22 protein-coding genes are annotated in these 21,377 nt (G+C 58.8%); 13 read left to right on the forward strand and 9 right to left on the reverse strand.

Annotated elements, in window-relative coordinates:
- Positions 1-60: 60 nt before the first annotated feature.
- Genes pcaF through KIN_RS16125 form a run of 3 tightly spaced genes read right to left on the reverse strand, consistent with a single transcriptional unit; the run spans position 61 to position 2,890 of the window.
- On the reverse strand, positions 61-1,263 hold the full coding sequence (gene pcaF, locus KIN_RS16115; protein WP_159808992.1) for a 3-oxoadipyl-CoA thiolase: 1,203 nt from the start codon (positions 1,261-1,263) through the stop codon (positions 61-63).
- Positions 1,263-2,039 carry a CoA-transferase subunit beta gene (locus KIN_RS16120; protein ID WP_159808994.1) on the reverse strand — a complete coding sequence of 259 codons (777 nt, stop codon included), beginning with the start codon at positions 2,037-2,039 and terminating at the stop codon, positions 1,263-1,265. Before KIN_RS16120 ends, pcaF begins: the two co-directional genes overlap by 1 nt.
- Positions 2,036-2,890 (reverse strand): CoA transferase subunit A, encoded by an 855-nt coding sequence (locus tag KIN_RS16125; RefSeq protein WP_159808996.1) that lies wholly within the window; start codon positions 2,888-2,890, stop codon positions 2,036-2,038. The genes KIN_RS16120 and KIN_RS16125 overlap by 4 nt, the downstream gene beginning before the upstream one ends.
- A gap of 92 nt (positions 2,891-2,982) precedes the next feature.
- On the opposite strand from KIN_RS16125, the gene KIN_RS16130 reads away from it, so the two are divergent.
- From KIN_RS16130 to KIN_RS16145, 4 genes are all read left to right on the forward strand, one after another.
- Positions 2,983-3,921 (forward strand): LysR substrate-binding domain-containing protein, encoded by a 939-nt coding sequence (locus tag KIN_RS16130; protein ID WP_159808998.1) that lies wholly within the window; start codon positions 2,983-2,985, stop codon positions 3,919-3,921.
- Between the two features lie 86 nt (positions 3,922-4,007).
- Positions 4,008-4,910, forward strand: a complete 903-nt coding sequence (locus tag KIN_RS16135) for an MBL fold metallo-hydrolase (protein ID WP_159809000.1) — start codon at positions 4,008-4,010, stop codon at positions 4,908-4,910.
- A gap of 5 nt (positions 4,911-4,915) precedes the next feature.
- Positions 4,916-6,058, forward strand: coding sequence for a muconate/chloromuconate family cycloisomerase (locus KIN_RS16140; RefSeq protein WP_159809002.1), 1,143 nt, complete (start codon positions 4,916-4,918; stop codon positions 6,056-6,058).
- On the forward strand, positions 6,058-6,342 hold the full coding sequence (locus KIN_RS16145; RefSeq protein WP_159809004.1) for a muconolactone Delta-isomerase: 285 nt from the start codon (positions 6,058-6,060) through the stop codon (positions 6,340-6,342). Before KIN_RS16140 ends, KIN_RS16145 begins: the two co-directional genes overlap by 1 nt.
- Positions 6,343-6,351: 9 nt before the next feature.
- On the opposite strand, the gene KIN_RS16150 is transcribed toward KIN_RS16145, so the two are convergent.
- Positions 6,352-7,503 carry a muconate/chloromuconate family cycloisomerase gene (locus KIN_RS16150; RefSeq protein ID WP_159809006.1) on the reverse strand — a complete coding sequence of 384 codons (1,152 nt, stop codon included), beginning with the start codon at positions 7,501-7,503 and terminating at the stop codon, positions 6,352-6,354.
- Between the two features lie 98 nt (positions 7,504-7,601).
- Between KIN_RS16150 and KIN_RS16155 the strand changes: the two genes are divergently transcribed.
- From KIN_RS16155 to KIN_RS16190, 8 genes are all read left to right on the forward strand, one after another.
- A complete protein-coding gene (locus KIN_RS16155; RefSeq protein ID WP_159809008.1) occupies positions 7,602-8,540 on the forward strand; it encodes a LysR family transcriptional regulator in 939 nt (312 codons plus the stop codon).
- 56 nt (positions 8,541-8,596) lie between these two features.
- Positions 8,597-9,376 (forward strand): chlorocatechol 1,2-dioxygenase, encoded by a 780-nt coding sequence (locus tag KIN_RS16160; RefSeq protein ID WP_159809010.1) that lies wholly within the window; start codon positions 8,597-8,599, stop codon positions 9,374-9,376.
- 126 nt (positions 9,377-9,502) lie between these two features.
- Entirely contained in the window at positions 9,503-11,281 is a 1,779-nt protein-coding gene (locus KIN_RS16165) for an FAD-dependent oxidoreductase (RefSeq protein ID WP_159809012.1), read from the forward strand.
- Positions 11,282-11,506: 225 nt separating this feature from the next.
- The gene (locus KIN_RS16170) at positions 11,507-12,889 is read left to right on the forward strand and encodes a Rieske 2Fe-2S domain-containing protein (RefSeq protein WP_159809014.1); all 1,383 of its coding nucleotides are present in this window, start codon (positions 11,507-11,509) and stop codon (positions 12,887-12,889) included.
- A 157-nt stretch (positions 12,890-13,046) separates the two neighbouring features.
- Positions 13,047-14,195: an OmpP1/FadL family transporter gene (locus KIN_RS16175; RefSeq protein WP_159809016.1), complete on the forward strand. Its 1,149-nt coding sequence runs from the start codon at positions 13,047-13,049 to the stop codon at positions 14,193-14,195.
- A 61-nt stretch (positions 14,196-14,256) separates the two neighbouring features.
- A complete protein-coding gene (locus tag KIN_RS16180) occupies positions 14,257-14,619 on the forward strand; it encodes a hypothetical protein (RefSeq protein ID WP_159809018.1) in 363 nt (120 codons plus the stop codon).
- An 89-nt stretch (positions 14,620-14,708) separates the two neighbouring features.
- Positions 14,709-15,020, forward strand: a complete 312-nt coding sequence (locus tag KIN_RS16185) for a YciI family protein (protein ID WP_159809020.1) — start codon at positions 14,709-14,711, stop codon at positions 15,018-15,020.
- A gap of 295 nt (positions 15,021-15,315) precedes the next feature.
- A complete protein-coding gene (locus KIN_RS16190; protein ID WP_159809022.1) occupies positions 15,316-16,206 on the forward strand; it encodes an AraC family transcriptional regulator in 891 nt (296 codons plus the stop codon).
- Here KIN_RS16190 and KIN_RS16195 read toward each other — a convergent pair.
- Positions 16,203-17,168, reverse strand: coding sequence for a PDR/VanB family oxidoreductase (locus KIN_RS16195; protein ID WP_159809024.1), 966 nt, complete (start codon positions 17,166-17,168; stop codon positions 16,203-16,205). The two genes, KIN_RS16190 and KIN_RS16195, sit on opposite strands and share 4 nt — an antisense overlap.
- Between KIN_RS16195 and KIN_RS16200 the strand changes: the two genes are divergently transcribed.
- On the forward strand, positions 17,167-17,427 hold the full coding sequence (locus tag KIN_RS16200; RefSeq protein WP_159809026.1) for a hypothetical protein: 261 nt from the start codon (positions 17,167-17,169) through the stop codon (positions 17,425-17,427). The genes KIN_RS16195 and KIN_RS16200 overlap by 2 nt on opposite strands.
- 342 nt (positions 17,428-17,769) lie before the next feature.
- On the opposite strand, the gene KIN_RS16205 is transcribed toward KIN_RS16200, so the two are convergent.
- From KIN_RS16205 to KIN_RS16225, 4 genes are all read right to left on the reverse strand, one after another.
- On the reverse strand, positions 17,770-18,111 hold the full coding sequence (locus KIN_RS16205; RefSeq protein WP_243144952.1) for an alpha/beta hydrolase: 342 nt from the start codon (positions 18,109-18,111) through the stop codon (positions 17,770-17,772).
- A gap of 445 nt (positions 18,112-18,556) precedes the next feature.
- Positions 18,557-19,915, reverse strand: a complete 1,359-nt coding sequence (locus KIN_RS16215; RefSeq protein WP_159809032.1) for a short-chain fatty acid transporter — start codon at positions 19,913-19,915, stop codon at positions 18,557-18,559.
- Between the two features lie 12 nt (positions 19,916-19,927).
- A complete protein-coding gene (locus KIN_RS16220) occupies positions 19,928-20,986 on the reverse strand; it encodes a patatin-like phospholipase family protein (protein ID WP_159809034.1) in 1,059 nt (352 codons plus the stop codon).
- Positions 20,983-21,363 (reverse strand): DoxX family protein, encoded by a 381-nt coding sequence (locus KIN_RS16225; RefSeq protein ID WP_159809036.1) that lies wholly within the window; start codon positions 21,361-21,363, stop codon positions 20,983-20,985. Before KIN_RS16225 ends, KIN_RS16220 begins: the two co-directional genes overlap by 4 nt.
- Positions 21,364-21,377 lie beyond the last annotated feature (14 nt).

Here is a 21,377-nt window from a genome sequence, read left to right on the forward strand (position 1 = left end):
CAGGCATTATAGCGTCCAATATGGTTTGGAGCCTTCTTTCATGCCAAAAACGTATTGAAGTCAGACCCGTTCGAGAGCGACAGCGATGCCTTGGCCGACACCGATACACATGGTTGCAAGCGCCATTTTGCCGCTGCGCCGCGCAAGTTCCAGCGCAGCGGTGCCCGTGATCCGGGCGCCTGACATCCCAAGCGGATGGCCGAGAGCAATCGCTCCGCCATTGGGGTTGATGTGATCCGCGGCCTCAGACAGGCCAAGCTCCCGCAGTACCGCGATGCCTTGCGATGCAAAAGCTTCGTTCAGTTCGATCACGTCGAAATCGGTTGGGCTGATCCCAAGCCGCGCGCAGAGCTTCATTGTGGCGGGGGCGGGGCCGATGCCCATGATGCGGGGTGGTACACCCGCCGTGGCTCCGCCTGCGATGCGGGCCAACGGGGTCAAGCCATGGCTCCTGATTGCCTCGGCTGAGGCAATGATCATCGCGGCTGCCCCGTCATTCACGCCTGACGCATTGCCCGCCGTGACCGTTCCACCGTCCCGGAACGGGGTTGGCAGGCTGGCCAGTTTTTCGAGCGAGGACGGGCGTGGGTGCTCGTCGGTGTCGAAAACCAGTGCGTTGCCCTTGCGTTGGGGAATGGAGACCGGCGTGATTTCTTCCGCCAGCCGTCCGGCGGCGATGGCGTCTGCCGCAAGGGTCTGGCTTCGCAGGGCAAAATTATCCTGATCGGCACGTGAAATGCCAAAGTCTTCGGCTACGTTTTCACCGGTCTCGGGCATGCTGTCGACGCCGTATTGCGCCTTCATCACCGGATTGACAAAACGCCAGCCGATGGTCGTGTCGTAGACCGAGTTGCTGCGCGAAAAGGCTGCTTCGGCCTTTGGCATCACAAACGGTGCGCGGCTCATGCTTTCCACGCCGCCCGCGATAGCAAGGTCCATTTCGCCCGCGCGAATGGCGCGCGCCGCGGTGATGACCGCATCCATGCCAGACCCGCAGAGCCGGTTTATCGTGGTGCCCGGTACGGCCTCGGGCAAGCCTGCCAACAAAAGGGACATACGCGCGACGTTACGGTTATCTTCGCCCGCCTGGTTGGCGCATCCATAGATCACTTCGTCCACTACCGCCCAATCAAGGGACGTATTGCGATCCATCAGAGCGCGCAACGGAACGGCTCCCAGATCATCAGCGCGGACCGAGGCCAGCGTGCCACCGAACCGCCCGATAGGCGTTCGGATGTAGTCGCAGATGAAGGCTTCGGGCATTACGCCACCTCTTTTACATGTGCGGCGGCCGTCCGTGCCTTCAGCGCGCGCAAGACTTCCAGTTCTTCGGTTGTGGGCGGCGGCGTTTCCTCGACATCCGCGCCATAGCGAATGTCCCATCCAACGGTGTCGGCCATATCCGCCTGTGTCACGCCGGGATGCAATGACATGACAGTAAACTCCTTGGTCTCAGGGTCCGGCCGCCACACGGCCTTATCGGTGATCAGCAAGGTTGGCCCCGCTGTTGTGATCCCAAGCTCTTGTCGATGCGGCCCGCCGCGCCCATGCCCGAAGGAGGTGAAAAAATCGATCTGCCGCACAAAACTTCGTCTCGCCTGCTTCATTGTTATGAATATCTGCTGACAGGACGACGCGATCTCGGGCGCACCTCCACCACCGGGCAGGCGGACTTTGGGTGCGTGATAATCCCCCACGACGGTCGTGTTGATGTTCCCGAACCGATCGAGCTGCGCCGCACCCAGGAAGCCGACGGTGATCCGTCCGCCCTGCAGCCAGTACCGGAACATCTCAGGGACCGGCACCGTCGTGACGGCTGTGTCACACAGCTCGCCATCACCGATCGAGAGGGGGAGGACCTCTGGAGCGGTGCCAATGGTGCCGGATTCGTAAATCAGGGTGATGTCAGGCGCATGGGTCAGTCGCGCCAGGTTGCACGCGGCGGAGGGCGCGCCGATGCCCACAAAACAGACATCGTTGTTCGACAGCGCGCGGGCGGCGGCAACTGTCATGAGTTCATCTGCGATATACTGGGTCATGTTTCACCTTTGAGCTGGCTGACGCGCGACGCGAAGGCGGACGCGTCGGCGTTCAGGACATTTTCGTGCATCCATTTGCCGAACGTGTCTCGATCTGCCGCGATCTTGTCCCAGTTGAGGTAGGCGGCGTTGTCTCGGGGATAGTACCCATGGGCATAGGATGGGTGTGCTCCGCCTGGAACGTGGACGAGAGCGTCAATGGTCCAGTACGGCAGGACGCAGACGTTAGTGTGCGCATCCAGCTGTTCAACTACCTCTTCGACGGTGACGATTGCGGATTTGGCGGCCAGCACCGCCTCTTTTTGGACACCCACGATCCCCTCAATCAGCACGTTGCCCCGCCGGTCGGCTTTCTGGGCATGGATAACGCTGACATCGGGGCGGATCGCCGGGACTGCGGACAAAGCCTCACCCGTAAAGGGACAGGTGACGCTGCGGATGTTCGGGTTCACGTCTTTGAGCCCGGCACCGAGGTATCCCCGAAACACCGCCATGGGCAGCCCGGCGGCCCCAGCCTCGTAAGCGTTGGCCATCGCTGCGTGGGAGTGTTCCTCGATCTCAAGCGCACGTGGCCAGTCGTTTTCGACCGCGTCTCGCAGCCGGCGCAACAGGCCAACGCCGGGATTGCCCGCATAGGAGAAGACGGCCTTGCGCGCCAGTCCCATGCCGATCATCTGGTCATAGACCAGATCGGGCGTCATCCGGATCAGGGTCAGGTCGTCGATGCCCTGGCGAATGACTTCGTGCGCCGCGGCATGGGGGATCAGATGGGTGAACCCTTCGAATGCGACCGACATGCCGGGTCGAATGATCGTTCTTACGGCGTCCTGAAGTGCGTGGAATTTGGCCATGGTAGCAGATGCTCAAGTTGCGATTTGCCTTGGGTAGAATGCAAAAAGATGGAATATAAATTCAAAACGCGAGCTTCGGATGAGAAAAAATCATGAATCTGCTGTCCAGCATCACGCTTAAGCAGCTGCGCTGTTTCGTCGAGACCTATCATACGCACAGCGTCGCGGACGCCGCTGAGGCCTTGGGCATCACGCAATCGGCCGCAAGCCGCCGGATCTCGGACCTTGAGACGCTGCTTGATACCCGGCTGTTCACACGGTCTGGGCGGCGATTGATGCCCAACGTCACGGCGACTTTGTTGCTGCGCCATGCCGAGGCTGCATTGCAGAAACTTGGCGCGGGGCTTGACCTGATTGCAGGTGCCGGCGCAGGTAATCGTCCGGCGCTGGTCATCGGTGCGCTGCCCACGGTTACTGGGACCGTTGTGCCGCGTGCTGTTTTGCGGATGCGGGTGGCGGTGCCAGACCTTTTGATCCGGATCGAAACAGGGTCAGGCGATCAATTGCTGCCGCGTTTGCGTAGCGGGCAACTGAATTGCGTCGTCGGGCGCATGGCGGCCACTGATCAGATGACAGGGCTTCGTTTTGACCCGCTGTTTCGCGACCGGCTGGCCTTCGTCACCCGGGTAACGCATCCGCTTGCCGATGCCAAAACCTCTGCAAGCGCGCTTGCGCGGTATCCGCTCGTGATGCCGCCGCAGAACGCCGTGATCCGCCCCGTCGTCGATGCGTTTCTTGCCGCGCGTGGCATCGGATTGCCCGAGGACCGCATTGAGACGACCGACCAATCGGTTGCGACGGCTATTTTGCGCGAAACCGATGCGATCTGGATCATTTCACGCGGTGTGGCAGAGGCGTTGGTGGCCGAGGGGCGGTTGACCTTTCTGTTGATAGATGCCGCCGACACGATCGGTGCGATCGGTCTGATGCAGCGTAGCGATGAACAGTCTCCGGAAATGAACGCCTTTGCAGATTGCCTATACGATGCAGCGGTTCCGAACACTGCCGGCGGAGGTGATGCGATACCATAGAGGTATTGAGCAAGCAAAGAGTTGGTATTGGACGGCATGATGTTTGCCAGGCAAATAGGAGTCAAACATATGTGACGGAGAACGACATGACGATCGGACCTTTGCCCCGAATGACGCCAAAGATCGTAGGGGCTATGCGTGTTCATGCGCTCTTGGATTCCGTTGGGCCCACCCGAAAACCGGTCGAGATGTTGCGCGATGTGCCTGATGCGATTGTCGATCAGCATAAGGACTGGCTTGTGCCAAACTATGTCGCGCCGGATACGGGGCTGATGATCATGGCCTACCAGTCCTTTCTGATCGAATTGGGCGGCAAGGTCATTCTGGTCGATTGCGCGGTGGGTGAAGACGGCAACTTTCCCGCACGTCCCGACTGGCATCTCGGGAAATCTGACTGGCTGAACCATCTGGGGCAGGCGGGCCATCCGCCCGAAGACATTGACACCGTGTTTCTGACCCATTTGCATCTGGACCACACCGGCTGGCTGACCCGCAAGACAAAGGACGGCTGGGTGCCAAGTTTCCCCAAGGCCCGCCATGTGACCAGCGCGACCGAACTGGAATTCTGGCCCAAGAAGCACGAAGAGTTCCCCTATATGGCCAGTTCGATCCCGGATTCTGTCACTCCCGTGATCGAGGCGGGCCTGTTCGCGCCCATCGCACCGGAGACTGAGATTGCGACTGACTTGTTTGTCGTCGATCTGGCGGGGCATTCACCGGGCATGATTGGATTGGAATACCGTCAGGATGGACAGGTTCTGGCCGCCTTCAACGCCGACCTGATGCACAGTCCGGTCCAGATGGCCGCGCCCGGCTGCGCCACGATGTTCTGCGCCGATCCCGCGGCAGCGGTCGCAACGCGGCGCGACAAGCTGGCGCAATATGCCAAGGACAAGACACTGATGTTCTGCAACCACTTTCCGGGCGAATGTGCAGGCCACGCCGTGCCGCGCGGTGACGGCTACATGTTCGTTCCGGTGACGGGGTAAGGCGCATGCTGAAGTCTCTCGTCGAACACCATCTGGGAAAAGTTGACCGGGTCGAGACCTTTCTTGTCGATCTACCGTTCAAACGGTTGCAACGGTTCGCCCGCCTGGATGCCCGTGCTCAGACATCGTTGTTGATACGGATCACCGATCAGCATGGGGCGCAAGGGATCGGAGAGGCCATCGTTCCCTGTGGACCGTGGTGGTCCGGCGACAGTGTGGAGTCGATGAAGATCATCATCGACACCTACCTCGCTCCGGCGATGATCGGGTGTGAGCTAAGCCGGTTTAACGCGATCTTCGATACGCTCGCCCGGGTGGCCCGTGGCAATTTGTTGGCCAAGGCTGGGCTTGAAATGGCCTGTCTTGATTTGATCGGCAAATCGTTGGATGTGCCGGTGCATGTCCTTCTGGGTGGAAAACGCCGTGAAAGCTGCCCTATCGCCTGGCCCCTTGCCAGCGGTGATCCGGCACAGGACCGGACTGAAATTGAGGATATGCTGTCCACCGGTCGCGCCAGCGCTTTCAAGGTGAAGGCGGGCGCAGATGACTTGCAGTCCGACCTGCGCCGGATAGCCGATCTGACCGCCGCGCTTGCCGGGCGGGCGCCCCTGCGGATCGACCCGAACGAAAGCTGGTCAGAAATGCACGCGCTTGTCGCACTGCCGCAACTGGTGGCCATGGGTGTCGAACTGATCGAACAGCCCGTTCCACGAGAACAAATGGCCGTGATGGGCCGCATCACCGCGCGGTCTTCCGTGCCGATTATGATAGACGAAGGTGTACAGACAGACACCGACATGGCCCACTGCATTGAAGCTGAGGCCGCGCATATGGTGTCGATCAAGATCATGAAGTCCGGGGGTATGGGCGCCGCTCGTCGCGTGGCTGATCTTGCCCACACCGCAGGCATGCCCCTCTATATGGGAACTTTTCTGGAAACCGGCATCGGCACGGCCGCTGGGATGCATTTGGCGGCGACCCTGCCCAGCTTGCCCTTCGGGGGAGAGATCTTTGGTCCTCTTCTGATGCAAGACGATCTGCTGAGAGATCCCATGCAGTACAAGCAGGGGGCCGTATGGCTGCCTGAGGGGGCGGGTTTGGGGGTGCAGATCGATGACGACAAGCTGCGCCACTACACGCGCGTTTGATGCTGTTTCTTGTCCGCATGGATGTGTGTTTGCCCTCTGATCTGAGTGATCAAGAGGCCGAAACGCTCAAGCACCAAGAAAAGCTTTATGCGCAAAAGCTGCAATGTGAGGGCACTTGGCTGCATCTTTGGCGTGTGGCCGGGCACTACGCAAACGTCAGCGTATTCTCTGTGGAGGACCTCGACACCTTGCATACGGCGCTCACCGGCTTGCCATTTTTTCCGTTTCTCGAGATCGAGATCACGCCGCTTTGTGCGCATCCGAGCCGTGTAGCACCTGAGTGACCCGGCCTCTCAGGTCTTTCGCGTCATAGCCGCGACCCGATCTTCATCCAGATCAATGCCCAATCCAGGTCCGTCCGGCAGGTGCGCCGCACCTCCTGTATAAGCCACAGGGTTTGCCGCTATGTCGTCGGCCATCAGCATCGGACCAATCACCTCGCCACCCAACGGCAGTGCCTTGCAAGTGGCCGCCAGATGCAGGCCCGCTGCAGTGCCTAGCGAGGTCTCAAGGAAAGTTCCCATGTAGAGGGACATACCGCCCGTCTCGGCCAGATCGGCCATGCGACGGCTGGCCCGCAGGCCGCCCGCCTTCATTATCTTGAGCGACAACAGATGCGCCGCGCCGCTCTGGACTGCGCGCAGCACATCCGCTTCAGACTGTGCCCCCTCGTCGATCATGATCGGCACGCCAGAGCGCGCGGACATTCTGGACATCCAATCCAGCTGCACGCGGTCGAAGGGCTGTTCGATCATGTCGATACCCATTTCCTGTAGGCGGGGCAGGGCCAGCTTAGCGTCGGTAAAGCTCCACGCTTCGTTTGGATCGACCCGCACACCTGCGCGCCCGTTCAAATGAGTGACGTAAGCCTGCACACGGTCCAAGTCACGGCGCAGCGTTTCGGACCCCATCTTGACTTTGAACGCGCTCGCCCGGCCCGTTGAAAGCATCGTGTCGATTTCCTGCAAGTCGGTATCTAAGTCGCCGCTGGCAAGCGGCCATGCCACCGCACATTCATCCCTAAACTTTCCTCCCAGAAGAGCCCAGACAGGCAGGCCGACGTGACGCCCCAACAGATCCAGCAGCGCCATTTCGACACCTGCTTTGGCGAAGGAGTTTCCGCGCGCAACGCGGGCAATGCCGGCCAGCGCATGTTCCACATTGCGCAGATCCAGACCTACAAATTCCGGCGCAAAATACTGATCAATCATCAGCTTCATGGTCTCAACCGCGTCACCGGACCACCACGGCCCGCAAGGCACAGTCGCCTCGCCAATGCCTTGCATGCCGTTCGAGGCAGTCAGCCGGACAAGGACCGTTGTCTGCGCCGTTGCCTCGAACCTTGCAAAGCGCTGGGTGCGTTTGAAAGGCACATCGAGTATTGCGGTTTCAATGCGTTCGACAGTCGCAGGAGGTGCGGGAATCTGGGCCGAAATAACATTCATGGTCTAGCCTTGTTTCAGAGTTACGCTTGTCTAGCCTTTGAATTGCCTTACGGTAAAATACCGTTGCGGAACTTGGTTGATACCGAAGGAGTATGGCGATGGAATTCAGACAGCTGCGGTATTTCGTTGCGGTCGCTGAGGAAGGTAACATCGGGCGCGCGGCGCATCGCTTGAATGTGTCACAACCGCCGATCAGCCGGCAGATCCAGGCGCTGGAATATGAGCTGGGGGCGGTATTGCTGACCCGGACCCCCAAGGGCGTGGACTTGACCGAGGCGGGCCGCGTATTCTACGCCGACGCTCAAAAGGTCCTGTCGCAGGCCAAGAACGCGATGGATCGTACCCGTGCCGCCGAACGTGGGGAATTGGGCCGGTTGGACATCGCATTTTTTGGATCGACGGTCTATCAGACCGTGCCCTTGATGCTGCGAGCGTTTCATCGGGCACAGTCAGAGATCGAAGTGTCACTGACCCGCATGGGCAAGGCCGAGCAGGTCAATGCACTGCGCGATGGGCGTATCCATATCGGCTTTGGGCGCTACTATAATCAGGCTGCGGGACTGGAGATCGAGCTCATCTCAAGAGAACCCCTATACGCGGCAATTCCCGCAGATCTGGCCCTTGCCAAACAGGATGAGGTGCCTCTGTCCGACCTCGCGTCCTTGCCTGTCGTGCTCTATCCCGCCGGCGATCGTCCGAGTTTTGCCGATGAAATCATATCCCTTTTCCGGGAGGCGGATGTCGAATTCGATGTGGACAGTGTTGCCACTGACTCGACCGCGGCACTTGCGCTAATCGCCAGTGGGACACGCTGCACCATCGTTCCCGAAGCGATTGCAGCGCTTCGGTTTCCCGCGCTGGAATTTGTACTGATCAAGAACTGTAGCACGCTTGCACCCAGTTCGTGTGTGTATCTGGCTGAGGATCAGCCCCCCGTCCTCAAGGAATTTCTCAAGGTTCTCAGAAGCGTGTCTGTATCCGCTTCGGTCGATACGGAAAATGCATCGAGGGGCGGTTTCAAAAGTATTGGAGCGTAATGATTGGCCTGGGCTACCCAATAGAGGAACCATTAACCGTTCCAGGGAGGAAGAGAATGTCAGAACGCGTCAAGGAAATCACAATGGATATCGTCGAGGCCACACGCGATGTGTTGCGCAAGCACAATGTGACTTTTCCAGAATACCGCGCCGGGTTCATGCACCTTGCAAAGACACAGCAGGCCGGGGAAATCCCGCTTTTGATCGACGTATTCTTCAACTCCACAGTCGTGGACATTGAGAACAAGACCCGCAAGGGATCGCGCGCCGCGATCCAGGGCCCTTACTTTGTTGAAGATGCGCCGCTTGTGGACGGTCAGCTTGCCATTCGCGACGAAGACAATGACCAGCCTCGCATGGTGATGCGGGGAAAGGTGAAAGGCACGGACGGTCAGCCCGTTGCCGGTGCGGTAATCGACGTCTGGCACTCAACGCCCGAAGGCCGCTATTCCGGCATCGCCAAACACGGCGAGATCGACAAGAAGTACTACCGTGGCAAGATCACGACAGACGCAAACGGCAACTACGAGTGCTATTCGATCCTGCCGGTCCCCTATCAAATTCCCAACAAGGGCCCGACAGGCCAGTTGCTTGAGGAATACATGGGCGGCCATTCCTGGCGCCCCGCGCATATCCACTACTGGGTTCACGCGGACGGCCTGCGCGACGTGATCAGTCAAGCCTATTTCGAGGGTGATCAGTACATCGAAAACGACAGCTGCAACGGCGGTGGCAGCGAATTCATGGTGGCCGAAGCCTACGATGGCGACGTGCGGGTCATGGAGGTTAATTTCGAACTCGAGCCCGCAGCGGCCAAGATGCAGGCCGCTGAATAAACCGCTGATTAGAACGGTGCCGTGTCGCGGCACCGTCCAAAGTTTCAAGCAACACATCATTGGTGACGGAATATGCGGCATGTGATGCAAGTCGCAGGCGCGTTTCGTCATTCTGGGAGGATTCCAATGACGGCACGTTACGAAACCGAAGTCCTTATCATCGGGACAGGCCCTGCTGGGGCCGCAGCCGCAGCACTTCTGGCCAAATACGACATCAAGACGATGATTGTGAACAGGTATGGCTGGACGGCCCCTACGCCGCGCGCTCACATCACCAATCAGCGCACGATGGAGGTGATCCGCGACCTTGGACTTGAGGAAGACGCGAAGAGATATGCGGTTCCCAACGATCAGATGGGGGAGAATACCATCTGCGCAAGTCTGGCGGGCGAGGAGTTCGGCCGGATCAGGACATGGGGCACGGACGTGCGCCGCCGCGCGGATTACGACGAATGTTCGCCGACGTCGATGTGCGACATTCCCCAGAACCTGCTGGAACCGATCCTTGTGAAATCTGCCGCGCTGGATGGGGGTAAGGTGCGGTTCGATACCGAATACGTTTCGCACCAGCAGGACGCAAGCGGGGTCACGGCCTTGCTACGCGACCGGCTGAGCGGAGAAGACTTCGAGGTTCGGGCCAAATACATGATCGGTGCGGACGGGGCCAATTCCCAAGTCCTCGCCGATCTTGGCTTGCCGCTTGAAGGACAGATGGGGAAATCCGGCTCCATTAATATGGTGTTCGAGGCGGATCTGTCGAAGTACGTAGCACACCGCCCGTCCGTTCTCTATTGGGTGATCCAGCCCGGATCGGACATCGGCGGGCTTGGCATCGGGGTCGTGCGTATGGTGCGCCCGTGGAACAAATGGCTGGCCATCTGGGGATATGATGTCGAACAGGGGCCGCCCGATCTGGACGATGCCTTTGCCACCGAGATCGTACACAAGTTGATCGGTGACGACAGCGTTCCGGTCAAGATCGAAGGCACGTCCACCTGGACGGTCAACGATATGTACGCCACCAACCTTCAGAAGGGGCGGGTGTTTTGTGCCGGAGACGCGATCCACCGCCACCCGCCGACAAACGGCCTCGGCTCCAACACGTCCATTCAGGACAGTTTCAATCTGTGCTGGAAAATTGCGATGGTCCTGCGCGGACAGGCCGACGAAAGCCTGCTTGAAACCTATACAACAGAGCGTGCGCCGGTGGCCAAGCAGATCGTCAAACGTGCCAATAAATCGCTCGGTGATTTCCCACCGATCGCCATGGCCCTCGGTTTGCCACAGGCAAAGAGCGTCGACGAGATGTACGCCAACATGGCCAAGCGCAAGGAATCCACGACCGAGGCAGAGACACAACGCGCTCAATTGCGCGCCGCGATCGCGGGCACCGACTATGTCTACAATGCGCATGGCGTTGAGATGAACCAACGCTACGACAGCACGGCCATCGTTTCAGATGGATCCGATCCAGAAGAGTTCCGCGATGAAGAACTCTATCATCAGGCGTCATCGCGTCCTGGCGCGCCGGTCCCACATGTATGGGTGTACCGCGCCGATGGGCATCGTGTATCGACCAAGGATCTGTGTGGGCAGGGCCGCTTTACGCTGTTGACGGGACTGGGCGGCGAAGGATGGCGCAAGGCTGCGGATGCGGTGCGCGAATCCTTGGGTGTCGAGATTGACGTCCGTGTGATTGGGCCAGGTCAGGCTTTTGAGGATCACTACGGCGATTTTGCAGCAATACGTGGGACAGTTGACAGCGGTGCACTGCTTGTGCGGCCGGATTTTCATATCGCATATCGCGCGGAAACCTATTCGGGAACTGCCGCCAACGATCTTGTCAATGCAATGTCCGCCGTCTTGGGCCGCGCGACCGGTCGCCAGATACGGGCCGCTGAATAGCACGCAAACTGGCGTTGAAAACTGAGGTCCCAGAGCGGTTTCCGCTCTGGGACCTGTTGTGTTTCCGCATTTGAAAAATAGCGCTAAACATCTGAAAATATTGTCATAATAAGTTCTTCCTTTGTACGAATGGGCAGTGAAAACGGACGAATGATCCTGTTTGCAAATCCCGGGCGTGGGATTGTGTTTCTAATCAAGGAACATGCAAGTTAAGGGAGGAAAGACATGTCCATCATCCGCGAAGCATTGGAAGATGAAGACCAGTTCTCGTCCGTTGCGCCAACGACCAGCTATTTTCGGCGGCTGCGCAGCGATCTGAAAAAATACACTGGCAAGAAGCTGGCAAACAGCGTGGGTCGCGTGCCCGGATTTGGCGGATTGAAAAACGCCAACCCAAAACCTGAATTGCAAGAATTGACGTCTGACGCCGGTTTCATGGCGGATTGGTACAAAAAGCCTTTTGGTGACGGCGACAAGCCGGACTCGCTTGCCGAGGTTCCGTGGGACTACATCGAGGCCCATCAGCATGAAGTCCCGTTCTGGGGCTTGCGAGAATACTGGTATCCGGCGCTTATGTCCGATGATCTGAAACACAACGAGCACCAATCGGTCAAATTGCTGGGGGACAATATCGTCCTGTTTCGCAATGCCGACGGGACGCCGAACGCCCTGGAAAACCGTTGCCCGCACCGCGGCCCCCTGCTGTCGCTGGGTCAGACAAATGTCTGGGACGTTGGTACGATCACCTGCCGCTATCACGGGATGACCTTCGACGGGCAGGGCAACTGCGTCGCGTTTCTGGCCGATGGTCCCAACAGCCCGGCCTGTGCCAAGGTCAAGGCAAAGTCCTACCCCGCCGAAGAGGTGGGGGGGATCATCTTTGTTTATATGGGGGTGCAGGAACCCAAACCTTTCCTCGATTCGATGCCGCACGCGCACGAAGTGTTCGCGCCGGGCACGGAAATCCGCAACACCCTCCATGTTCCTTACAGCTATCTGAACAGCCTCGACAACACCGTCGACATGACACATGTCGGATGTCTGCACCGCAGCTGTTACCTGTTCGGAGATCAGAAAATGGGTGGCGGGGTCGCATTTGAGGAACTCCCGGGCAACGGTATCTACGCCCATCTCCGCGACACTGGTGGACATGGCGGTGACAAGGCGATCGACGACATCCGATGGTTCATGCCCAACCTCGTGCACCACGGCGAAGAGTTCATGGAGGGCAAGGTAAACGGGCTCTATCTGTGGTTCGTCCCCGAAGATGTCGGCAGCTTCAAAGCCTGGATGATGGGCTCAATCAAGACCGAGAAAGCCGGTAAGGTCGGAGCCAAGATGATCCAGACGGTACTGACGCGCGCCCTGCAATCGGACGCGCTGCCGGGGATGGCCTGTTTTGTCGGGGGAGATGCTCCGATGCAAATGGCACAAGGCCGCGTTGCGCGCTGGGATCTGGACTATCTGGCCCGGACGGACCGGGCCATCGTCAAAGTGCGGCAGATCATGAAAGATGCACATAAGGCAGAAATGAAACTGCGTGAAGATATGGGGCTGGACCCGCTTGTACACCGCGCGCCCACAAAACGGGTCGCGTCGACGGGTTGATCGTCGAGCCCACGTTCCAGGCATCGCCGCCCCAGTGATGATGCCTGGCAAAACCCCAGATTTCAACGACCAAGACCGGAGCACCAGCTGAAACAGCACCGCTCCGCCAATAAGAACCGACCCCAGCAAAAAGGGGCGGACCCAGGGAGGGACCCCAATGAAAAATTCAACCAAAGGCCTTTTGGGCCTAACCATTGGCATATGCGTATTGTCCGAAACAGCGGGGGCCGAGGGATTTGACCGCGCGTTGCCCAACACCGAATTTCTGTTTCAGCCCGGCGGTTATGCCGAGATCGGTGCGGGCTATCTGATGCCCGAAATCACCGGCGTATTTCCGGCGCCGGGCGGTGATGTCGCAACCGGGAATATCGGTCGCGATTTTTTCACGCCTCAATTTGCGATCAAATACGATGTCAACGAAAAGTTGTCTTTTGGCCTGCAATTCTCGCAACCCTACGGCCTATTGGCGCAGTATCCTCTTGGCACGCCTCCCGGTGCGCCGGTCCCGGCGCAAGGCACCGGCGGTGATTTCGGTGCGGATGAAGTGGGTATCTCCGCACGCTACAAGTTCACGCGCAATCACAGTGCGTTCGGATCGGTCCGCGTTCAACGCTACTCAGGGTATCTGAACCGTGGCGGTGTCCGCTTTGATTTCGGCAGCAGCACTGAGCTGGGGTATTCGCTTGGCTACGCCTTCGAGATACCTGAGCGCCGCTTGTTGTTCACGGCCGAGTACACATCCGCTGTGAAGCACACCCATGTGACGAAACCCCGTCACGACGGTCTGGTGGCAATCGCCGATGTTGAATCGCCTGTCGGGGTATCCTTTGTGCCGGCGGTCACTGGCACGCCGCTTGAAAATGACACAATACATCGCACGCCGCAGTCCCTGACCCTGAACTTCCGAAGCCAACTGCCGATCGGGGACGGGAAGAACCTGATATTTGGCCGCTATCGCTGGGCTGACTGGTCAGAGGCTGACATCTCGTTCAATGGGCTGAACCCGACCCAATTCACAGACTCCCAGCATTTCGCACTGGGATTGGGTCGCGTCGTTACGGAAAATTTGGCGCTGACCGGAATGGTCGAATACCGCACCGGCGGCGCAAGCCCGAAACCAGGGCTGACACCATTCGAGAACTCAATCGGTCTGGTGTTGGGCGGACGGTACATTCTGAACGACAATGTCGTGCTTCAGGCAGCTTATACTTACGTCAAATTTGATGATGCGACGACGACAAGTGGTGGTGTCTTTACCGACAACAGTGCCGAAGGCATCGCCTTCAAGATCGGTTACTACTTCTGATTTTCTCAATCGCAACCGTCTTACCACAAAAATCTGAACCCGACCCAAGACAGGAAAAACCATGAAACGGACACCCGCCTTTTCCCTTACGGCAGCAACCCTTGCCCTGATGATCTCCGGCGCGACACCCGCCCTTGCCGGACCACTGACCGAGTCCGAGATGCGCTCAGAACTTCTGAACAAGACGCTCAAGGGGAAGCGCCTCGGGATGACATTTGTTCTTCAGCTCAGCAGCGACGGACACGCCAAGATGCAATCGACCGTGAAGGACGACGTCGGTAAATGGCGGATCAACGGGCAGCAGATGTGCCTGACGTGGAATGAATTTCGCGGCGGCAAAGAAAACTGTGCCACATTTTCGCGCGAAAAGGATGGCTACCGGCTGCAAGGCGGCCCACTGCTGCGCGTCGTCAGCGGGGCCTGATCGTCGGCATGCATGGCCGGACCTTGTCGCATGCGCCGGCTCCGGCGATCCCCAGACCTTTCAGTTTTGACAAATCGGAGACTTCAAACATGCACTATATCATTAACAATCACGACAACCCCGACAAAGCGGCCCTTCGCATGGAGGTTCGCGAGGCACATATCGCCTATCTCAAGTCGGATCATCCGGGCGCCAAGCTGGTGATGGCGGGCCCTCTTCTGGACGGTCACGGGGAGATGATCGGATCTCACCTGGTCGTCGCCGCAGATGATATCGCCGCTGTCGAGCAGTTTCAGCAAGACGATCCGATGGCGCAGTCAGGTCTGTTTTTATCCAGCCGCATCGACCCTTGGAAGTGGGTGATCGGCAATCCGGACGCACCTGCGCACCAGCCCAGTTAGGAGCACTCGACATCCTTGGTACTGGCTGTTGTGCAAAGCGATCGGTAGCAATGGTGTGTTCTTACGGGCCGACGTGCGCCGAGCGACATCTTGTATCTAAGGGGGAAGCCACGTCTGCGTTGTGTTTTCGAGCAGCTTACATCTGGTCGCAAGTTGTCGGATAAGCCCATCCCGCTGTCACATGAGATTTGATACATCAAACCGAATCCTGTATGGTATTTATAAATACCATTTTGGGTAAAACCCGATGCCGGAAGCGTATCGAGTTTCGTCCAAATCTTGGGGAGGAGGAGAGATGTCACTATTGGATATCCGGATGTCACGGATCGACGCGGGGTACGTGCATATTGAAAAAGGACATCACTACGACGTACCCGTGCAACAGTTCAGTTCTCTCTACATTCCGCAGACCTGCCATATAGAGGTCTCTGTCGAAGGCGGCGCGTTTGAGCGTGTCGAACGCGGCGGCCTGGTGGGATTGCCCAAAGGCACCGCGCACCGTCTGCGCCTGCCCGGAGAGCCACAACAGGCCCGTGGCACGATCGCGCCGCCGTTTGCCGCCCTGCGCACCCGAAATCGAATGGCCGAAAGGGTTTTTGCGGCGCGCCATGCCGTGTCCATCAATCCAATTCCTGATCTGGTGCCAACCCTGATTAGCGCCACGTGCGCCGAGATCGCCGCAGATCCCAGGCTAAAATCAACTGTGTCGGTCATCTGTGAGCTCGCCGATACCGGTACCAATACCCACGATGCAGTTTTTGTACGGATGTCCGAAGCGCTCGCGCTTGTCTTGATCGAGCGTGTCATGGAGCGTTCTGCGCCCGAAGGTGCCAGTGTGGACGGTGCCTTTCACGATATGCGGTTGCGCAACGCTATCCGGGCGATGCACGAACGCCCCGCAGAAGATTGGTCGCTCAACAGTCTCGCAAAGGAGGTCGGGTTGAGCCGATCCGCGTTTGCCGAAACGTTCCGAAATTCGACCGGGCAGACCCCCTACCAGTATCTGACAAGAGTCCGCATCGACGCCGCGACCCATTTGCTTGGCACTCCCAACCTGTCGATTTCCGAGATCGCGTGGCAATCGGGTTATCAGTCGGACGCAGCGTTCATAAAGGCGTTCCGACGCATTGTCGGGGTTAGCCCTGGCGCGTACCGGCGGGCGCAAACTCAGGGTGCTCCTGCCTAGAGATCCAGCACGATCCTTGATCCGGGCGCACCGCGTGACACGCACAGCGCAATCGCGGAGTTCTGTTCTTGTTCGTCAGGATAGAGGCTCGTATCGCGATGGATGATCTCGCCGCTGTCCAACACCTGAACGATGCAGGTGCCGCAGACGCCCTCCAGGCAGGATTGAGGGACCGAGACACCCTGCTCTCTCAGGGTCTCCAGGATCGAGCATTCCTTTGCCACGGGATAGACTGGGCCATCGCCCTTGAGTTGAACTTCGAATTCTCCGGCATCCTCGGCGGACAACGGGGCGAGGTTCGCCTTGAAACGTTCCTGATGAAAGTGTCCAGCAGGCAGCCGTGAAGCCGCCTCCTGCACCGCGTCAAGAAACCCGGTGGGCCCGCAAGCATAGAGATGGTCGTTGCTGCGCAAACCACCGACGAATGCGGCGATATCCAGCGGGTTGGGGTCGTCGACCTCGTCATAGTGGTAGATGATATTGGCGGCAATTGCCTCGTCTTGTATTTCACAGCGGAAGGCAGCGCGTTCCGGTGTTCTGGCACAGATGCGCAGTTCGTAGCCCGCTCCCCTTGCTTCAAGAGTTCGGGCCATGGATAGCAGCGGGGTGACGCCGATACCCCCGGCCAACAGAACGGATTTGCCGTGGCTTGGGTGCAGGCCAAAGTTGTTGCGTGGCGGGGATATCTCGACCGTGTCGCCCACGCGCACCGTATCGCATATTTCGACGGAACCGCCGCGCCCACCTGCGTCGCGCAAAACGCCGATCTCGTAGCGTCCGTTGTCTTCGGTTGCGCGGGTCAGCGAATACTGCCGGATCAGGCCGGATGGCAGATGCACGTCAATATGGGCCCCGGCTTCACACGCGGGCAGGGCGGTGTCCTGGCCTGCCAACCTAAAGGCGACTGTATCCTCTCCTACGATGGCTTTGCCGATCACGGTGACCTTGAGTGTGTTTGACATGATGGACCTCCCCTTTTGGTTCAGTCTTGCAGAGTTCACTGATCCGGTTTTGCCGGTTCGTCCGGTTGCCTTGTTCCTGCGTCCAAAGCGCGGGTTTGGCTCAGGTCTCGACCGCGTCCACTTTGGCAAGATCCGGCGCGTCGACGTGGTGGATTTGTCCGGTCACTCCGGACAGCAGATACAAGGCAGGTTGGCCGACATCACTCTTCTCTTGCGCGTCACCCAGAAAGGAGAATGCCAGTTCGGCGCTGATGAGTGAGCAGGCTTCCGCAAAGCGTCCTCGCCGCGTCCAGTGTTGACGCGTCAAAGTAAACATGGGCGTGATCGCCTTTGATCGTGGTCATAGCACACCCTTTTCAGTTCTGGTTGCTTCAGATTTCCGGCGGCATCACTGCACAAGCTATCCTACCGGGTATCGCTCGTGGCCCGGGCCAAGATTTGGGTCGGGCTGGCGTCGAGGAACACGCCGCTGCGCAGACCGTCCAGCAGCGTAATTGCGGTGGGTGAGGTGGCAGCGTTGAAGTGTCGCCCCAATCTCCGTCGGAGAGTGCACTCAGGTCCACCGGGACCAACCCCATCCGCCGCAGCTTGTCTAGATCGCTCAGGTCTCCCAACCGTTGAGTCTGCCAGAAAGACAGGCGGATACCTGCAACGCGCGGTCTGCTTGAGAGACGATCACCAAGGTCAGGTCAGGCTGCTTGCCAATCCGGGTAACCTGCTGACGGAACGCCGAAATGTCGATATCGGGCGCGATAAGCGCGAGCGCCCGCCAAGCGGTCGTCGGAGGGGGCGGCGCGATATCGCGATTTGCGTGAGGGTTTCCGTCACAAGCCATGCCCCCATGAAATGCCCGATCAGAAACACGGGTCGCGGTTGCTATTCCGTACCATTCTGATCGCGGCCTCCAGCCCGTCACGTGAATAGGCGGCGCTGCCGCGGTCATAGGCGTAGCCGACGGGCAATCCCAACGAGTGTCAGGAGAACAGCAGTTGGGGACCGCGCGCAGGTCAAAGTCCTGCTTGATCTGTCCCTGGTGCATCACACTTTCAGCGTGGGTGTAACTGAACCCGTAAACGAAAAGGGTTAGCTCCGCATCGGCCGCCCCGCCGGTTCTCAGAGCTTTGGCAAAGTCCGCAGCGGAATGTCCTCATGCCGCTTGCATAGCGGCGTGCCTGTCTGGAGCAGCCGGTGAGTTGAGTTCAAGTCGTCCCTTGCGGTGCATCGGCCGCACCGAAACATCATAGGATGCGAAGTAGGGTAATGACGATCAGCGTGTGCTGAAGCGGGTCGGAGGCTTGCCTTGCTCGCCTACCGGAATCCGGTGGACAATCGACAGAACTTCATGGCCGCGCCGCCCAAAATGGCACTGCGCCTGTTCAGGACAACCGTCATGGAAACCACAACAGACCGGGCACGAGAATGGCACCGGTTACCAAAAGAACGATAACGCAGAATCCCATGATATCCCGCGCCGAAAGGCCCGCCACTGCCAACGCCGGCAGCGCCCAGAAAGGCTGGATCATGTTGGTCCATGCGTCACCCCAGGCAACGGCCATCAGCACGCGGATCTGATCGGCGCCAAGAGCCTGTGCCGCGGGCATCACGATAGGGCCCTGAATAGCCCATTGCCCGCCGCCGGACGGCACCAGAATGTTGACCGCCGCCGCACTGAAGAATGCCAATATCGGCAAGGTCTCGGCGCTCGCGCCGTTGACGAACAGGTCGGTCAGGCCGGCTGCAAGGCCTGACCCCATCATCATGCCCATGATACCTGCATAAAACGGAAACTGGATCAGGATTCCGCCAACGCCCTGAACCGCCTCCCGCATTGCTGCAAGGAAAGCACGTGCAGACCCGTGCAGGGCAAGGCCTAGGAACAATAGCAGGAAATTTATGGTATTTAGTGTCAGTGAAAATGTACCGTTCACGGTCTGCAGGACGATGAACGACAAACCAAATGCGCCGATGCTCCATCCCAGCAAAGGTGTGCGTTCTATCCATTGTGCGGGTGTCGGTTTTCCTTTCGAGGGTACCTGGACCGCTTCGGTTTCGAATCTGACGTCGCCCGCGCGAACGACCGGACCGCCGTGGTTGAGCATCAGGCAGTTTAAGACCGGCACGGCGATGCAGACGCAGACCAACAGGAGCAGATTGAACGGCGCGAACAGGGTTTCCGACACGGGGAAAAGCCCGATATCCGCTTCGAGAAAGTTGCCCGGTGTTGCCGCTGTGAGCGGCACGGAACCCGACAGCCCGGCATGCTGAATGACAAACCCTGAATAGGCAGCAGCGACCAGCACGCGGTAGTCGACATCGGGCACTTCGCGGCCCAACCGCTTGGCGAATAGCGCGCCGATCACCAGTCCGAAGCCCCAATTCAGCCAACTGGCACCAAGGGCCACGACTGTCACCAGTACGATGGCCTGGCCTGGCGTTTTGGCCAGCCTTGCCAACTGACCCATAAGCCGATCAAAGAATGGGCTGGAAGCCAAAATGAACCCTGTTACCAGGACCAGTGCCATTTGCATGGAGAATTCAAGCAGCGCCCAGAACCCATCGCCGAAGTGGGTGATCATCCTAACAGGCGTTTCACCCTCGATTGCGATGCCAAGACCGAAAACGATCAACGTCAACAGAATGACGATGACCAATGGATCGGGCAGATAGTTCTGCATCATCTTGTCCAGCGCGCCCGTCAGGCGACCAAACAATGATGGACGGTGGGCAACATCGGTGCTCAGGCTCATTTTAAGATCATCCTATTCAGCGGCAGCGGTGACTGTGTCGGGGATACCGGCGCCAGACATCAGTTCTGCGAAAAGTGGTGATGGGTCGAAAGTCTGCGCGACCCCAAGCGATTGTCCATGCTTGGCCAGAAAAACCTCCGCCCTGGCATGACCTTGACGAAAGAGCCGGTCCAGATAAGCCTGTTCGACGTTCATCTTGGACGATGGTGCGTATCCGGCCAAATCGTCATCGCTCAGGACCCGGTGCAAGCGGGTGGCGTCGATGTCAGGCACTAAATCGCGGAAATGCATTGCAAATCGCAACTCCTTCAACAGGGCAGCGTTGAAGGTTACTTCGTTCAATCGGTTTGCGATCTCACGGGCAGTACGTGGCACATCCGGTCTGAAGAACGGGTTGGTCTGTACAAGGATCAAATCCTGCCCGAGGCCGCTGCGCACCAGCGGATAGAGCGCAGGGTTGCCTGTATATCCGCCATCCCAATATGCTTCGCCGCCGATTTCCACGGCCTGAAACAGGTTTGGCAATGCCGCAGAGGCCAGAAGCACATCGATGGAAAGATCAGGCTGCGTAAAGACATGCGGCATGCCAGTCCGGACATTCGTTGCTGTTAGGAAGACGCGCGGCGCCGATGGGTGGTTCAGGGCGTCAATATCGAGCTGCTCTTCAAGAAGCCGTCTCAGCGGATGGAAGTTGGCAGGATTGGACTGATAGGGCGAAAAGGCCCGGCTGAGAAAGTCGAGTGCGAGATAGGCTGGGTTGCGATCAAGGCTCCAGTTGTCGGACAAACGGTCGAAGACGGTCCGCTGGACCGGAGAGAACCTGCCAGCGCGAGAGACTGCATGCCAATACTCATTCAGCGCAGCGCGTGCCGCGTCGGGACCGCCAGTGGCAAGACCCGCAGCGGTCAGGGATGCGTTCATCGCGCCGGCGCTTGTCCCGCTGAGCGCGGTGATGGTCGTTCCCGGATGCGTCAAAAGACAGTCAAGAACACCCCAGGCAAGCGCCCCGTGGGATCCACCGCCCTGCAAGGCCAGCATCACTGGCACCGTGTCTGGTGACGAACGGCTCATGACCGTGGCTCATCTGAAAGACGTGATAGCCATGCAGCGGTGCATGACAAGATCATAAGGACAAGTGGCGGGACAGGGCTGTTTCCGATGAAGTGCAACTGGCTTATCGTGACACCCACAGATATCCCGATCATCAGCAGTGCGGCGAGCAGCACGCTGCCCGGCAGCAAGATCAGACCGGCGTCAAGTATCTCCAGAACGGCCGTGACCCACCGCAGCCATTGTCCGAATCCCAGTGTGTCGAAGGTCGCAACCAGAGCTTCGATTCCCAGCAGTTCGGCGATGCCCGCCACCGCGAAGATCAGCGCCAGCAACACGTGCATGGTCGTCGCCCAGCCGCGCTTTGATCTGTTGGCTTGCGTTGCAAGATTGGTCATCGTCATTCCCTTCG

The organism is Litoreibacter roseus (assembly GCF_009811795.1).
GTDB lineage: Bacteria > Pseudomonadota > Alphaproteobacteria > Rhodobacterales > Rhodobacteraceae > Litoreibacter > Litoreibacter roseus.

What these genes read in the sequence shown, in the direction of transcription:
- pcaF (WP_159808992.1), bottom strand. Translation starts at nt 1,263, where the DNA reads ATGCCCGAAGCCTTCATCTGCGACTACATCCGAACGCCTATCGGGCGG.
- KIN_RS16120 (WP_159808994.1), bottom strand. Translation starts at nt 2,039, where the DNA reads ATGACCCAGTATATCGCAGATGAACTCATGACAGTTGCCGCCGCCCGC.
- KIN_RS16125 (WP_159808996.1), bottom strand. Translation starts at nt 2,890, where the DNA reads ATGGCCAAATTCCACGCACTTCAGGACGCCGTAAGAACGATCATTCGA.
- KIN_RS16130 (WP_159808998.1), top strand. Translation starts at nt 2,983, where the DNA reads ATGAATCTGCTGTCCAGCATCACGCTTAAGCAGCTGCGCTGTTTCGTC.
- KIN_RS16135 (WP_159809000.1), top strand. Translation starts at nt 4,008, where the DNA reads ATGACGATCGGACCTTTGCCCCGAATGACGCCAAAGATCGTAGGGGCT.
- KIN_RS16140 (WP_159809002.1), top strand. Translation starts at nt 4,916, where the DNA reads ATGCTGAAGTCTCTCGTCGAACACCATCTGGGAAAAGTTGACCGGGTC.
- KIN_RS16145 (WP_159809004.1), top strand. Translation starts at nt 6,058, where the DNA reads ATGCTGTTTCTTGTCCGCATGGATGTGTGTTTGCCCTCTGATCTGAGT.
- KIN_RS16150 (WP_159809006.1), bottom strand. Translation starts at nt 7,503, where the DNA reads ATGAATGTTATTTCGGCCCAGATTCCCGCACCTCCTGCGACTGTCGAA.
- KIN_RS16155 (WP_159809008.1), top strand. Translation starts at nt 7,602, where the DNA reads ATGGAATTCAGACAGCTGCGGTATTTCGTTGCGGTCGCTGAGGAAGGT.
- KIN_RS16160 (WP_159809010.1), top strand. Translation starts at nt 8,597, where the DNA reads ATGTCAGAACGCGTCAAGGAAATCACAATGGATATCGTCGAGGCCACA.
- KIN_RS16165 (WP_159809012.1), top strand. Translation starts at nt 9,503, where the DNA reads ATGACGGCACGTTACGAAACCGAAGTCCTTATCATCGGGACAGGCCCT.
- KIN_RS16170 (WP_159809014.1), top strand. Translation starts at nt 11,507, where the DNA reads ATGTCCATCATCCGCGAAGCATTGGAAGATGAAGACCAGTTCTCGTCC.
- KIN_RS16175 (WP_159809016.1), top strand. Translation starts at nt 13,047, where the DNA reads ATGAAAAATTCAACCAAAGGCCTTTTGGGCCTAACCATTGGCATATGC.
- KIN_RS16180 (WP_159809018.1), top strand. Translation starts at nt 14,257, where the DNA reads ATGAAACGGACACCCGCCTTTTCCCTTACGGCAGCAACCCTTGCCCTG.
- KIN_RS16185 (WP_159809020.1), top strand. Translation starts at nt 14,709, where the DNA reads ATGCACTATATCATTAACAATCACGACAACCCCGACAAAGCGGCCCTT.
- KIN_RS16190 (WP_159809022.1), top strand. Translation starts at nt 15,316, where the DNA reads ATGTCACTATTGGATATCCGGATGTCACGGATCGACGCGGGGTACGTG.
- KIN_RS16200 (WP_159809026.1), top strand. Translation starts at nt 17,167, where the DNA reads ATGATGGACCTCCCCTTTTGGTTCAGTCTTGCAGAGTTCACTGATCCG.
- KIN_RS16195 (WP_159809024.1), bottom strand. Translation starts at nt 17,168, where the DNA reads ATGTCAAACACACTCAAGGTCACCGTGATCGGCAAAGCCATCGTAGGA.
- KIN_RS16205 (WP_243144952.1), bottom strand. Translation starts at nt 18,111, where the DNA reads ATGACCGCGGCAGCGCCGCCTATTCACGTGACGGGCTGGAGGCCGCGA.
- KIN_RS16215 (WP_159809032.1), bottom strand. Translation starts at nt 19,915, where the DNA reads ATGAGCCTGAGCACCGATGTTGCCCACCGTCCATCATTGTTTGGTCGC.
- KIN_RS16220 (WP_159809034.1), bottom strand. Translation starts at nt 20,986, where the DNA reads ATGAGCCGTTCGTCACCAGACACGGTGCCAGTGATGCTGGCCTTGCAG.
- KIN_RS16225 (WP_159809036.1), bottom strand. Translation starts at nt 21,363, where the DNA reads ATGACCAATCTTGCAACGCAAGCCAACAGATCAAAGCGCGGCTGGGCG.